14 protein-coding genes and 2 pseudogenes are annotated in these 13,427 nt (G+C 41.0%); 7 read left to right on the top strand and 9 right to left on the bottom strand.

Translation table 11 applies throughout. The features are described 5' to 3' along the window. Position 1: 1 nt before the first annotated feature. Positions 2 to 322, bottom strand: coding sequence for a helix-turn-helix domain-containing protein (locus NSTCB13_RS11915; protein WP_448270024.1), 321 nt, complete (start codon positions 320 to 322; stop codon positions 2 to 4). 472 nt (positions 323 to 794) lie between these two features. On the opposite strand from NSTCB13_RS11915, the gene NSTCB13_RS11910 reads away from it, so the two are divergent. Continuing rightward, positions 795 to 1,826, top strand: a complete 1,032-nt coding sequence (locus tag NSTCB13_RS11910) for a 1-acyl-sn-glycerol-3-phosphate acyltransferase (RefSeq protein WP_448272480.1) — start codon at positions 795 to 797, stop codon at positions 1,824 to 1,826. Between the two features lie 84 nt (positions 1,827 to 1,910). On the opposite strand, the gene NSTCB13_RS11905 is transcribed toward NSTCB13_RS11910, so the two are convergent. The 3 genes and pseudogenes from NSTCB13_RS11905 to rppA form a co-directional block, all read right to left on the bottom strand. Then, a complete protein-coding gene (locus tag NSTCB13_RS11905) occupies positions 1,911 to 2,222 on the bottom strand; it encodes a helix-turn-helix domain-containing protein (protein ID WP_448272479.1) in 312 nt (103 codons plus the stop codon). Beyond that, positions 2,209 to 2,607 carry a type II toxin-antitoxin system RelE/ParE family toxin gene (locus NSTCB13_RS11900; RefSeq protein ID WP_448272478.1) on the bottom strand — a complete coding sequence of 133 codons (399 nt, stop codon included), beginning with the start codon at positions 2,605 to 2,607 and terminating at the stop codon, positions 2,209 to 2,211. The genes NSTCB13_RS11905 and NSTCB13_RS11900 overlap by 14 nt, the downstream gene beginning before the upstream one ends. 310 nt (positions 2,608 to 2,917) lie before the next feature. Continuing rightward, positions 2,918 to 3,623: pseudogene (gene rppA, locus NSTCB13_RS11895) on the bottom strand (two-component system response regulator RppA). A gap of 76 nt (positions 3,624 to 3,699) precedes the next feature. Here rppA and hisG point away from each other — a divergent pair. The 4 genes from hisG (at position 3,700) to NSTCB13_RS11875 (ending at position 8,231) form a co-directional block, all read left to right on the top strand. Then, positions 3,700 to 4,344 carry an ATP phosphoribosyltransferase gene (gene hisG / locus NSTCB13_RS11890; RefSeq protein WP_445629718.1) on the top strand — a complete coding sequence of 215 codons (645 nt, stop codon included), beginning with the start codon at positions 3,700 to 3,702 and terminating at the stop codon, positions 4,342 to 4,344. A gap of 325 nt (positions 4,345 to 4,669) precedes the next feature. Beyond that, positions 4,670 to 5,404, top strand: coding sequence for a class I SAM-dependent methyltransferase (locus NSTCB13_RS11885; RefSeq protein ID WP_448272477.1), 735 nt, complete (start codon positions 4,670 to 4,672; stop codon positions 5,402 to 5,404). A 319-nt stretch (positions 5,405 to 5,723) separates the two neighbouring features. Further along, complete coding sequence (locus tag NSTCB13_RS11880) at positions 5,724 to 7,178, top strand: sensor histidine kinase (RefSeq protein WP_448272476.1); 1,455 nt, start codon at positions 5,724 to 5,726, stop codon at positions 7,176 to 7,178. A 336-nt stretch (positions 7,179 to 7,514) separates the two neighbouring features. After that, positions 7,515 to 8,231, top strand: a complete 717-nt coding sequence (locus NSTCB13_RS11875; RefSeq protein ID WP_445629716.1) for a hypothetical protein — start codon at positions 7,515 to 7,517, stop codon at positions 8,229 to 8,231. Between the two features lie 94 nt (positions 8,232 to 8,325). Here the strand turns inward: NSTCB13_RS11875 and NSTCB13_RS11870 are convergent, their stop codons facing one another. Together NSTCB13_RS11870 and NSTCB13_RS11865 are read right to left on the bottom strand one after the other, a co-directional pair. Then, positions 8,326 to 9,405 carry a tetratricopeptide repeat protein gene (locus NSTCB13_RS11870; RefSeq protein ID WP_448272475.1) on the bottom strand — a complete coding sequence of 360 codons (1,080 nt, stop codon included), beginning with the start codon at positions 9,403 to 9,405 and terminating at the stop codon, positions 8,326 to 8,328. Positions 9,406 to 9,503: 98 nt separating this feature from the next. After that, a complete protein-coding gene (locus NSTCB13_RS11865; RefSeq protein ID WP_448272474.1) occupies positions 9,504 to 10,133 on the bottom strand; it encodes a sigma-70 family RNA polymerase sigma factor in 630 nt (209 codons plus the stop codon). Positions 10,134 to 10,329: 196 nt separating this feature from the next. On the opposite strand from NSTCB13_RS11865, the gene NSTCB13_RS11860 reads away from it, so the two are divergent. Together NSTCB13_RS11860 and NSTCB13_RS11855 are read left to right on the top strand one after the other, a co-directional pair. After that, entirely contained in the window at positions 10,330 to 10,926 is a 597-nt protein-coding gene (locus NSTCB13_RS11860; RefSeq protein WP_445629713.1) for a glyoxalase-like domain protein, read from the top strand. Between the two features lie 113 nt (positions 10,927 to 11,039). Continuing rightward, positions 11,040 to 11,222 (top strand): type II toxin-antitoxin system Phd/YefM family antitoxin, encoded by a 183-nt coding sequence (locus tag NSTCB13_RS11855; protein ID WP_448272473.1) that lies wholly within the window; start codon positions 11,040 to 11,042, stop codon positions 11,220 to 11,222. 39 nt (positions 11,223 to 11,261) lie between these two features. Here the strand turns inward: NSTCB13_RS11855 and NSTCB13_RS11850 are convergent. The 3 genes and pseudogenes from NSTCB13_RS11850 to pstA all read right to left on the bottom strand — a co-directional run bounded on the left by NSTCB13_RS11850 (position 11,262) and on the right by pstA (position 13,412). Continuing rightward, a pseudogene (locus NSTCB13_RS11850) lies at positions 11,262 to 11,541 on the bottom strand (hypothetical protein). 125 nt (positions 11,542 to 11,666) lie between these two features. Continuing rightward, positions 11,667 to 12,473 carry a phosphate ABC transporter ATP-binding protein PstB gene (gene pstB, locus NSTCB13_RS11845; protein WP_322694172.1) on the bottom strand — a complete coding sequence of 269 codons (807 nt, stop codon included), beginning with the start codon at positions 12,471 to 12,473 and terminating at the stop codon, positions 11,667 to 11,669. Between the two features lie 57 nt (positions 12,474 to 12,530). Then, positions 12,531 to 13,412, bottom strand: a complete 882-nt coding sequence (gene pstA, locus NSTCB13_RS11840; RefSeq protein ID WP_448270002.1) for a phosphate ABC transporter permease PstA — start codon at positions 13,410 to 13,412, stop codon at positions 12,531 to 12,533. Positions 13,413 to 13,427: the final 15 nt, after the last annotated feature.

Raw genomic sequence — 13,427 nt, 5'->3', positions numbered from 1 at the left:
CCTAAAAGTCCTCCCGTTGCTCCGATTTTGGGAGATACTCGTTCACTAATCTTTTATCTGCTTTGCCCATCCTTTCTAACATTTCTTCAATCAGCTTTAGTGCCATCTGTGAAGGCACTGTAGATCCGTTCTCCCAACGATTGATTGTTCGTAAAGAAACTCCTAACTTGGCTGCAAACTTTTCTTGAGAAAGATGGAGTTGCTGCCGAAGTTCGCGGATCAAATCTGAAATTTTGATTGGTTTTCTTAGTTCCATAGTAGGAAGAGTAGGACAGATGTCTCGCCATTCGTCTCCAGCTTGAGGATGAGTTTTAATAATCATCAGTCGTTATCAATCTCATCTTTTGGCGGAACATCAATATTCAGTTATTAGTGTTCGTGGCTTACTGTTGGCTGTAGAAGGTATATCTAAAATAAACATTAAATTTTGCTTGATATAAGATTCGCAATAGTATCATTTAAGGCGGTTTAATTAAATTCCGATCCGCGATCGCGCACAGCTAAAAAAATGGTGGCGCGTGAGATTTTCATGAATTGCATTGAGATTAATTTTTCATATTTTTTATATAACAAGTATCTATATACAAGCTCATTTTGGATTTGATAAAAGCTTTTATCTCGCTAGTATAGCAACTACGGCAGATTGCTAAATGGTGAGTTACAGATAATCGTATGGGCACAACACGTTATGCCTTTATCCGTGTACTTCTCTGGTAAGATGGCAGTTACAAAACTAAGAAGCTATAATGCGCTTTTAATAAAATCATTTTGCCTAATCCTAATTTTTAACTGTTTTGATTAATCAACGCTCGGAAAACTTATTAAACAGTCAACAGGAAAATGTACCAGGTGAAGGCTATATATTTAACTGGTTTGATTGGTTTTGTCTTTGGTATCCTCCAGGGTGGCTAATTTTATTCAATCGCCATTGGCAGCACTACCACCCAGATCCAGATGGTTGGAATTGGCTAGAATATGGATTATTTTTAATTCCTGGTGGATTTTATCTAGCGTTGCTGAGTCGTTGGTTGCGTTTGGGTTTTCGTTCACCTCGAAAAGAAGTTGGTGAATTCGATCCTAAATATCAACAAGCTTTTGGCAAAGAAATTCTGGCCCCTATCGTTAAATACTATTTTCGGGGAGAGTTACAACAAGTTGAAAACTTGCCGCCAACAGGGCCATTGATTGTGGCAATGAATCATGCCGGGATGTGTTTCCCTTGGGACTTTTTAACCTTGGCTTATTTATTAAGTGAAGGCAAAGGATGGGTAGTCCAACCGATAGCAAATCCAGTATTATTTGAGCATCCTTGGGTGATTTGGTGGCTACCAACTCAATGGTCGCAGGTTTTAGGTGGAGTGCGAGCCGAATTAGATGATTTTGAGTCAGCTATTGCCCAAGGTAAAATTCTTTTATATGCACCCGAAGGTACTCGCGGGCCTGGTAAAGGTTGGAGAAGACGCTATCAACTAGAAAAGTTTCATGTGAGTTTTATTCAGTTGAGCGATCGCTATCATATTCCCATTCTGCCAGTAGTTTGCATCGGCAGTGAATCTCTGCATCCTTGGGCTGTTAATTTCACCAAGTTACAACGACTAGTCAAACTACCATTCTTACCTTTGTCGCCTTTGATGTTTGCCTTACTTGTGTTTCCCTCAATGGGAGTTTGGGCAATGAGAACTCGTTTGCGTTACTTTATTCAACCTTTGGAACTAGTAGAATTGGACAACCACTCAAAGAAATGGCGTGCAGTAGCTTATCAACAAGCGCAACAATTAAGAGACAAACTGCAACTTCAAATTAATCATTATTTAGGTAAATCTTAAGCTCGACTTTATCCATTTTTTTCAAAACGCGATACTCCTGCGGAGTCGTTGCACGAACGCTTACTCTGAAACCTTTGTATGACATTATGCACTTTGTTCATGTTCCAATGGAGTCAAATGAATCACTACTCGCTGATTAAGAGCCTGAGCGATTTTTTGGAGTATTGACAGAGAGTGTCCCTCGTAATCAGCATTTTCCAGCCGTGCAATCACAGGCTGTTTTGTGCCAACAAGTTCAGCCAGTTGTTTCTGTGTTAATCCTGCTTTTGTTCTAGCTTCATAAATCAACTGTGCCACTTCTGCATTGATTGAAGCTTCTGCCACCATTGCCTCAAGCTCAGGGTCGCTGCTAGTCATTTTGTCAATGATTTTTATAGCATTGCTAGTCTTGACCATCTTTTTGCTCCTCTACGTAGGTGTGAACTTCTGGGTTTTCTTCAAATAAAACCTTTCGAGCGATCGCCCGTTCAATATCAATTGGTGGTACAGATGCTTCTTCTTTTGTGATAGCGTGAGCGAGAATTGCCACATTTTGACCATGAAAGAAGTACAGAATGCGATATTGCACACAGATATGCTTTGCCCGAAGCTCATATATCCCATCGCGCAAGTAATCAGCAGCCGGGCGACGGAGTTCGTAGCCTGAAGCCGCAAGTTGTTTGATTCGAGCAACACAGTTTGCATAACCTTTGCGGTCTTCTTTCAAAAGTCGTGTCAGCCATTCAAGGACAGGAACTTCCCCTTCCTCTTCTTGGTAGAAAACAACACGGGTTTCAGGCACAGTATCCCTTTTTACTATAACAATATTGTTATAGTAGGACAATCAACGAAACGAAACTAAGAAACTTAGCAATTAATTTCTTACCAAGGATTGTCACAATCCCTGTATAGCAAAGAATTTGAAAGCCAGTATTGTGCAACTTGGTTTCTGTCCCAAACGTCTTGACTTTTTTTGTTACGAATGCTTATCCGTTAGTAACGACAACTTATGTATTCTTACCAATACAACCTGTTTTGTTACCAACACTTATTCGTTAGTAACGACAGCTTGTCCGTTTGTTACTAACATAACCTGTTTCGTTCCCCAATGCTTATCCGTTAGTAACTGACTCCATTGAGGAAGCACCAAAACGATAGCCTTTGCCGTAGACTGTGTGAATGAGCGCAGTTTCTTTACCTACCTCAATCTTACGGCGCAGCAAACGAATTAATGCCGCTATCACATTACTACTAGGTTCTTCTTCTTGCCACAAATTTTGCATAATCTGAGCATGAGTTAAAAGTTGTCCAGTGTGTTCCATAAAGTATTGCAACAACTGGCTTTCCTTTTGCGATAGCTCAATTATTCGTCCTTGACGATAGGCTACTTGATTTTCACAATCGAGTTCTAAATCAGCGACGGTTAAACGTCCGGTGGTAGTCTCATAAGTTTGAGTACCGGAACGACGCAACAAAGCACGGACTCTTGCTAATAACTCCCGCAGTTCAAAAGGTTTAACCAAATAGTCGTCCGCACCAGCATCTAAACCTTGTACGCGGTCATCAAGAGTATCTTTAGCTGTAAGAAACAATACGGGAGTGGTTTTGCTTTGGCGGCGCAATTCCTGACAAATCTCTAACCCCGTTTTTCCTGGCAGCATCCAATCTAAAATAAGTAGGGTCATAACTGCCAGTCTGTGCAAGTTCGCTGCCAGATGTCCCATCATAAACGGCATCTACGGCATAACCCTCACGAGTTAACAAGCGGCTCAAAGGTTGAGTTAGTTCAACTTCATCATCAACTAATAAAATTCTCATGCTGCTTGTGGTAAGCATATAGAGATATTCTCAATATTATTCAACTGCCAAGACGCTAAGGATACCAATCAAAAAAATGCTGACTGTTGCATTGCCAAAAGGGGAACTACTTAAAAATAGCATCCGCTTGCTACAAGCTGTCGGATTAGATTTTAGTGCTTTTTTAGATTCAGGAACTCGCCAACTTCAAATTCCTGACACTAAGGGAGTTGCAAAAGCTTTACTGGTACGGGCGCAAGATGTACCTGTTTATGTGGAATATGGTCAAGCACAACTAGGGGTTGTTGGTTACGATGTGCTGCGAGAGAAGCAGCCGCAAGTTGCCCACTTGGTAGATTTGCAGTTTGGTCATTGTCGGATGTCAGTGGCGGTAAAAGAATCAAGTTCTTACCGCTCGCCTTTAGATTTACCACCGCATGGTAGAGTTGCTTCAAAATATGTAAATTGCGCTCGTGAATATTTCCATAGCCTGGATTTACCTGTGGAAATAGTGCCATTGTATGGTTCAGTAGAGTTAGGGCCAATTACTGGTATGTCAGAAGCGATCGTAGATTTGGTTTCTACAGGGCGAACTTTGCGCGAAAATGGTTTGATTGAAATTGCTAGTCTGTATGAAAGCACGGCGCGATTGATTGCTCATCCTCTGAGTTACCGCCTGAATACGGGTAATCTGAGTGATGTGATTGGCAAGCTGCGGGAGGCCGTTTTGGTAAAGGTTTAATATCAATTTGTAATTTGTAATAATGCTTTTTTAGATGCTCGTTCCTAACTAACGCTGTACTATTTTTTGTACAGCGTCTCGTATTCAAGTGACTTGCAACTGAAAAAATACTCAACTGTTATACCAATTCAACTAATGATTGCAACATATCCTTTGGTAAAGACGCGATTCATCGCGTTTCTACAAATGGTCTATTTGTTGCATTATTTTTTCAAATTGGTATAACTTCTAGCTAAAAACTAGCGTTCTCCGACTTGTAGCAACTGGTGCGAAACTGAGAGAACATGGCAAGGTAAATAAATTGAATAAATAGAAGAGTCGCAAGATGAAAGGGTGGTACAAGGACGATCTCGCATATATCCACGATGTCGGTTATAGTAATTACGCTCTCAAATCTGCTCCCGGCATTATAGAAATCCTGAATCAGAGCGGAATACGGGACGGGCTAGTGGTAGATTTGGGGTGTGGAAGTGGATTATCAGCACAAGAACTGACGAAGGCTAATTATCGTGTTCTCGGAATTGATATCTCTGAGTCAATGATTGAAATCGCTCGTAAAAGAGTGCCAGATGCAGAGTTCCGAGTCAAATCGTTTTTCAAAGCTGAAATTTCACCGTGTCATGCCGTGATATCGATCGGTGAATGCTTTAATTACTTGTTCGATCCAGATCCCCATTCTCAAATGCTGGTTGATCTATTTGACCGCATATACAACGCCTTAGCTTCTGGAGGTATCTTAATTTTCGATATTGCAGAGCCACGACAGGTTGCACCAAAAATCACAACTAAGGGATTCAATGAAGGAGAGGATTGGATAGTACTTGTCGAAAAAAATGAGGATCAAAAGCAGGGAATACTCACCCGTCGAATTATCACCTTTCGGAAAATGGGAGAACACTACAGGCGGGATGATGAAGTCCACTATCAGCAGTTATATGAAGCGACAGATATCGCAGAAAAACTTCGTCAAGTTGGTTTCCAAGTCGAGATTGTACGTAATTATGGTCAGTACAATCTGCCCAAATATCATGCAGCATTCATTGCCCATAAATCAGTATGAGACTACAACAAAATATATGCGATCGCTTAGAGGTTGGTAAATAAGATGCGTTTGCCCTGGAACGAAACCCAACACTTCCTTGACTTTGTTGGGTTTCACTTCGTTCTACCCAACCTACAATTTTCTTAACTGAACGGTATTGAGTTATATCTATAATTATTGTTACAGACAAAATAATATTTTTTAACTTTAAAATTTGATGCGATCGCAAAAAAATTAACCAGTATTATCTTGAAAAAATCTTGATAATAAAAATCAATTTAAAATTATTATTAACACGTAATTTGATGATATTTAGTCAAAAAAAGTAAGTGAAAAGATGTTTCAAGCTACTCGCCGTCGTCTTGCAATTTGGTACACTGCCGTCACTGCTGTATTACTGCTACTGTTTGCCAGTGGCGTTTATTTATACGTTCGTACTACACTGATTGAGCGGATTGATGACACCCTTAACCATGTAGTGGAAATAGTGGAGCGTTGTCTCACAACCAGCGGTTGTGCATCTACACTAATATTTGAGCCAATTAATACTGATGCAGATAAATTTCGCATTAACGTAGAAGCTAGTTTTGGTAATAATACCGACACTGGAGAAGATGACCACATTGATTTAGAATGGTTTAGTCCAACTGGTAAATTACTTTGGTCAACGCTATCTGAACCCCTAAATATTCCGATTCGTGTCAATCGTACTGGTGAAACTGTACGCGTAGTCAAAGCAGAAAGTGAAAATTCAAAATTCAAAATTTCTAACTCCCCACTCTTATTACGCCAAGTCACCCAACGCGTAGAAGTGAAACGACAAGTATTAGGATATCTGCGCGTTAGTCATCCCTGGTTTGAAGTTACTAAACCTAGTCGCCAGTTAATTTTTGATTTGGCATTAGGTATTGGATTAATGGTGCTTTCTGTAGGTGCAAGTGGTTGGTTTCTTTCCGGTAAAGCGATGGAACCGGTGGGTGAATCTTATCAACGTCTTAAACAATTCACTGCTGATGCTTCCCACGAACTGAGAAGTCCGATCACTTTGATTCAAACTAATGTGCAAGTTGCCCTTGCTGACTTGGATTTAGCAGAAACAGAAACGACTACTTCTTTACAATATCGACAACAGTTAAAGGTGGTGGAACGGTTAACGCAACGTTTAGGTAAGTTAGTCAATGACTTACTCTTCCTAGCAAGACAAGATAGCGGTATTAGCAAAGATACTTTTTCACCTTGTCCGTTGGACGCTTTGCTAATAGAGGTGGTTGAAGAACAACAATTGTTAATCCCTGAAAAAGAAATTGCCCTTTCTCTAGACTTAGTTGACCCTCCTATCTCTGAAACTAGCCCCGAATTACTGGAGAATTGGTTCACCCTTGTAGGTAATTGGGATCAATTGGTGCGGCTGTTCACAAATTTAATTGCTAACGCTTTGCATTACACTCCAGCAGGTGGACGCGTGAAAGTGGAATTGGCGCGGATAGAAGGAATAAATCGTGTTTCTGGACTACGTAACACCAGTGCCCAGTTGCAAGTTAAGGTGAGTGATACCGGAGTTGGAATTCCAGCGGAAGCACTACCACGTTTGTTTGACCGCTTTTATCGAGTAGACCCAGCACGTACTCATAGAACAGGGAATACAGCCACAGCCAGCGCTACAGGTTCAGGATTGGGATTAGCGATCGCTCAAGCTATTGTCGAACATCATCACGGTCATATTCAAGTTGAAAGTGCCCAAGGCATTGGTACTACCTTTACTATCACTTTGCCAATAACTCTTGAGTATTAATTTATTAATAAATTTTTATTTCTTGTGATAGATGTAAAATTTTATTCGATTCAATTTGACTTTAATTACGATCGAGAAAATAAATCCTCTCGTAGTACACTGAATTTGACTGCGATCGAAATGTATTTAATGACAATGATTAACATTTCAAATCTTGAGAATGAAATCTTTCAAAATTTTTGAGATGATTTTCGTATCTTTAGCTAGATGCGATAAATCAAGTGGTTGGTTGAATATTTAGATGTACTCAAAGACCGATTAAAACCTAATTTAATTTCCGGCTAGAGAAATTTTTGTAACAAACAAATTGAAGTTTTCTAGGAGTCAAGAATGAATATGAAGTCTCAAAATTTTCGCCAGTCTAGCAAGTTATTTGGCGCTCTTTGTGGGGGATTGCTAATTAGTCTGCCAGCAATTCCTCAAGTATTAGCACAAAATTCTCCTGTCAAGGTTAACCCAAGTCCCAGTATTTTTAGCGAACCACCCTACAACCGCTCTCAGGCTCCCGGTTCGCCAGAATCAGGTGTCACACCACCACGCCCAGTTCCTCCAACTGAGGGGCAAGTATCTCCCGTACCACCACGCCCAGTTCCTCCGGCTGAGGGGCAAGTGTCTCCTGTGCCACCACAACCAGGTGCTAGACCATCACGCCCAATTCCTGGCGATCGAACTCAACAGCCTTCACCACCTACGGTTTCCAATGACCAACAACCACAGGTAGAACCACGGCAAGCCCCCAATGCGACGATCGCACTCACTAACGGGATGGTGAATATCAAGTTAGTGAATAATACTGCGGCTAGGATAACTTTCCAAGTGATTGGCGATACCGCACCGCGATCGCTAGAAGGTAAGTCAGATGTAACGCTGCAAGCTTTAAAAGCACCAGTAACAGTAACATTTGAACGACAAGATGGCGGACAGTTAATAGTGACTCCGCAAGGTTCTTCAGAACCAGGAAGTTTGGAAGTCACATTTAAGGAAGCCACTAATGCAACACAGGGCAGAAGTGCGATGAGAATTGAACGAAACGGTTCAGTGTTCTTGAATTAGTCGGGCTAAGGCGTGAATTAACTTATACAAAATAGGGGCAATTCATGAATTGCCCCTACTTTCAATAATGCAAAAGATTTTCGGTGTCTTATTGCTACTTTCGCTGAAGCATTTGAGTTAATTGATCCCGCAATTGCACTTCTTGTCTGCTATCTTGCAATGTCCGCGCCAGTATAATTGCCCTTTCGTAAAAATTGCGGGCAGTTAGGTAATTACCTTGTTGCTTATATAACTGGGCATAAGATTCAAAAGATTTTAATTCTTCGCGTAAATTTTGCAATTCTTTAGCGAGTGCTAAACGCTCCTCTAGTAAGTCAAAAGCGCGTTCGTAACGTCCGACAGCAGTGTGAGCTGTAACTAAACCGTCAATTGCCCGTAATTGATTAGTGCGATCGCGATTGGTTTTAGCTGTCCGCATTGCTTCACCATAAGTAGCAATGGTATCTTGATAATTTCCAGATGCTAAATAAGCATCTCCTAAGTTATTCAAGGTATTTGCTTCACCGATGGCATCGCCAGTCTGACGGCGGAAAATTAAAGCATTTTCATACAGTTTAATCGCCTTGTTATAATCTCCCAACCTGGCACTTACCAAACCCAAATTACTCAAAGACAATCCTTCACCTTCAATATTTTTCACCCCGTGAGCAATTGCGAGTGCATCTTCAATTGTTTCACCAGCAGCAGCAGATTCGCCTTTTTGCAGCAGAAATGTACCGATATTATTCAGCACAAAAATCTGAGATTGAAAGTCTTTAATATCACGAGCGATCGCTAATCCTCTTCTGAAAGCATCTTCTGCCTCTTTTGAACTACCAAGCTGCACATAAGCCTTAGCAAGCAAATTGTATGTCAAACCTTGTGCTTTTAGGTCGCCAATGGAATGATATAGTTCTAATGCTCGCAAACAAGACGCAATTGTTTTGTCGGCATGTCCTGAAGCGTATTCTTGTTGACCAATACGCAGCAAACCGTCTGCTTCATCTCTTGATTGTCGCCCAACGGAATTATTTAAAGGGCGATGGAGTTGTTCGGAAATATCAACCGCACCCGCTACAGGACTCAGCAAAAAAGCAAACAGGAAAAAGCTGTGTAAAAGTACCTGGGGACAAGAAATCGCACCTACACAAATTAAGCCTACCTTTTGGCAGGGAAATACAAGCTGTTGTTTCATAAAAATTACCCGTAAAGTTGCGGGTTTAAGTAGAAGGTCTAAGAAAAAGTTTTAAGTTGAAAAATTGAAGACAAGTAATATACGCATTTATACATAAGTTATGATTGAGCTAAATCTTCTCCAAAGTATATAGCGCGGATATCTGTGGGCAATTTGTCCTCTAGCATACGATAGCCTTCCTGGAGAAAATTGGCTACTTCATGAGGAGCGATCGCTTCTCCTTCAGCTTGTAGATAAGCAGCGATTCTAGTTTCACTCCAATGGAAAGTTTGAGCCATTAATACAATTAATCGTAAAACTGGCGGTAGTTGGTCTAATGCCTGTTGTACGTAGCACCATAGCGGCGGTGAAGTCGCTTGCAGAGAATAATGAATTGCTTCTGTGGGTGGTAGTTTAATCTCATTGATACAGAAAGCTGTCATATTAATTAACCAATTCTGCATGGTTAAAGCTTCCTCACCTGATTCAGAGTCAGTTAACTTGAGTCCACCGAGTTCGTAATAAATATGTCGCCACGTAAGGGCAAACAGATAATCTGCCTGCACAGGCGATCGCGCCGAATGCCGAATTAAGGTGTAGACTATGGGGCTATAACGGCAAAAAATCACCGTAAAGTACTTTCCGGCATCTGGATAGCGCTGAAACAGAGTCAGTAGTTCATGGTCGCTGTGATGGAACAGCGACTTCACCAGTGGGTGATTAGCTTCGGGAAAATGAGGAATTTGCACAAGTCTTGGAGTTGATAATTGTTAAAATAGTTTTGGGAATTGCACTCCCCTAGTTAATCGCATAATATCTTGGTGTTGCTCAGTTTGTAGACAAGACTCAGACTAGTTGAGTATTGATAAACTAAAAACAAGGACTTAATTTTAGTCTTAATCGACAATCATAAAATCAACTCTCTTAAAGAATCCTTATTTGTTCATGGTTATAGTAGTTAGTGCGATCTCGTTCCTGCTCAGTCCCCTTACTTTAGGCTCCTTTCTGCCTTCCCTGCCCTTAGATAGCCTATTCTCCACCCAAGGCATTATGGTAATGCTGCTAGCAGCTTACGCTGGTGCCATGTGGATGTTTCTCACCAGTGCCCCAAAAGTACACACTGTAATGGTGTCAGATTTGGAGATTGCCCGACAGTTGTATGAAGGACTGCTAGATTTGCCAGCAGCAGAGGTGCCATTGCACTACTACTACAACTACGAACAAACTATAGGCGCAACTGGCATCGATCCCTTATATATGTCTACAGGGCCGAGCTTGTCTAGCAAAATGATGAATAATGCCAACGATGGGCTGTGGTATCAATTGAAGAAAAATACCCAGCTACACGTCATTACTGGTGCAAGTTTAGGTAGCAAAAATCAGCAACGCCACGTTTGTTTTGACCACGACTGTCTGGAAATGATTTTAATGCGAGTCGAAATGCGTGGTTTGAAATTGAAGATTCGTAACCACAAACCCCTGAACTTTTTGGTCAAGGACTATGAAGGGCGAGTTATCGAAGTGGCTGAGGTAGCGAATTAGTAGTTAATAATTAGATTATTTTAGGTTGGGTGGAGCGTAGCTTGCTGCCATAGGCATCGCTCCACCCAATATTTTTAGATTTTATTTTAGTAACTGACAGAGGAGAAAACGCAATGTCTCAGCAGTATTCAATTGAGCAAATTCCTACAAATCTAGATAAAATTTTTCATGAAGTTGAACAAGGTGAATCAGTACAAATTATGCGACAGGGGCAACAAGTTGCTGTAATTCTGCCTACACCTATTTCAGACTATACCGATTTTCACGAACTTCAACTCGATAACTGGTTTTCTTAATTGAGTCGCCTACTTTTTCTCAAGATAGCAAAACTGCTTTTAACTGTGCTGTAAAAATTCAACTTTGGGCAATAACGGGGTCAGTCACAATACCCACACCGCTAAAACCCCAGCGTTTGAGCAAATTTCCCAACTGTGTACGCGCAATGGATTCTACAGCAAAACGATTTGCCACTTCTGCTGCATGGGCGTTGAGATAGCTAAGGGCGTCAAAGTTTTCTTGAAACAGCAATAAATAAGATGTTTCAGTATCAGGACGAGCTATCAGATAATTCCCGTCAGTTTTTGAGCGCACCAAGTAATAGACATCAGACAGCATGGAGATGAAGTTTGTTGGGAAGAAAAAAGTCCTTCAAATAAAAAACATAGAGGAATATCGCACAACTTTAATTTCCGAGTATCCCTCATTGCTTTAATATCAACAATGTAATGTGAAATAAATATTTATCCAAATTTGCCGCTGACGTAATCTCTAGTATCTTCCTGCTGAGGATTGTTGAAAATTACTTCTGTTGCATCATACTCTACCATATAGCCATTACGGGTTCCTGTTTCGGAAGTCCGAACATTAAAAAAGGCTGTCTTATCAGAAACACGCGCTGCTTGCTGCATATTATGGGTGACAATGACAATAGTATATTGCTCTTTAAGTTCGTGAATCAGTTCTTCAACACGCAAGGTGGAAATGGGGTCAAGAGCAGAGCAAGGTTCATCCATCAGGATAATTTCAGGTTGTACTGCGATCGCGCGAGCAATACATAACCGTTGTTGTTGTCCACCCGATAAAGACGAGCCACTTTGCTGTAGTTTATCTTTGACTTCATCCCACAAAGCTGCTTTTCTGAGACTGCTTTCTACTAATTCATCTAAATTACCTTTATAGCCATTGATTTTGGCTCCAAAAGTAATATTGTCATAAATTGATTTGGGAAATGGGTTTGGTCTTTGAAACACCATCCCAATTCTTCGACGCACTTCTACAGGGTCGATGTCGGATGCATACAAATTTTTATCATAAAAAAGTATTTTACCTTCTGCCCGAAATGACTCAATCAGGTCATTGAGACGGTTATAGCATCGCAACAAGGTACTTTTACCACAACCAGAAGGGCCGATAAAAGCAGTAACCTGATTTTTGGGTATATCTAGCCAAATATTCTGTAAGGCTAAAAACTTGCCATAGTAAACGTTGAGATTTTCAGTGCGTAAAACGGTATCAGTGTCATTCACTGTCCTAGTATTGGTAGCCATAAATTAAATCTAGTGTTTGTTTGAGCGATGGGGATCTGCACTGTGGATGGTTGCTTACTAAGCTTTTTTGCGAGTTACCCAGCGAGCGATGATACTTGTGATTAGAACCATCAATACCAAAATCAAAGATGCTGCCCAAGCTAGAGATTGCCAATTTTTAAACGGAGAAATGGCGTATTTGTAAACTAAAACAGCCAGGGAAGCTGTTGGTTGGAATAAACCATCTGGCCAAAAGTTAGAAAATAGGGCAGTAAATAGCAAAGGTGCGGTTTCTCCAGATGCTCTGGCGATCGCTAGCGTTGCCCCAGTTACAATAGCTGGTAAAGCTGCTGGTAAGACTACTTGACTTACAGTTTGAAAGTTAGTCGCTCCCAACCCTACAGAAGCTTGTCGCAAATCTTGCGATACTAACTGTAACGCTTCATCAGTAGTTCGCAGAATAATTGGCAACATCAAAATTGCCAGTGCAAACCCTCCAGCTAGAGCTGAATACGATCCTAAGTTCAACTTTACCATTGTCAAAACTACAATCCCATAGGCAAATACCCCAGCAATAATGGAGGGGACTCCGCTAAGGACGTTAGCCGCAAAACGCACCCATCTAGCTACTTTCGCCGAACTAAATTCTGTGATGTAAATTGCCCCTAAAACTCCAAAGGGGATACTTATCAAGGCAGCAATTCCTACCATCAGTAGCGTGCCTAAAATTGCATTACCAAAGCCTCCTCCTTTTTGGAGAGCTTTAGGTGGCAATTCAACAAACACGGCCAGATTCAGACTGCTAAAGCCTTTAATAATCACGTAAGAAAGCACTGCTAGCAAAGGTAAAAGTGCCAATACTCCGCAAGTAAAAGCGATTACGGTCATTACTGTATTAAACAGTGTCCTTTGAGACGTGGGAGAGCGAGTTAAACTGCGCTCTGGAAAATTAGAAGTCATAATTTAACTCAAAAC

It is taken from the genome of Nostoc sp. DSM 114160 (assembly GCF_053470305.1).
The sequence above is the reverse complement of the archived record's forward strand: the minus strand, read 5'-3'. Positions and strand labels throughout refer to the sequence as shown.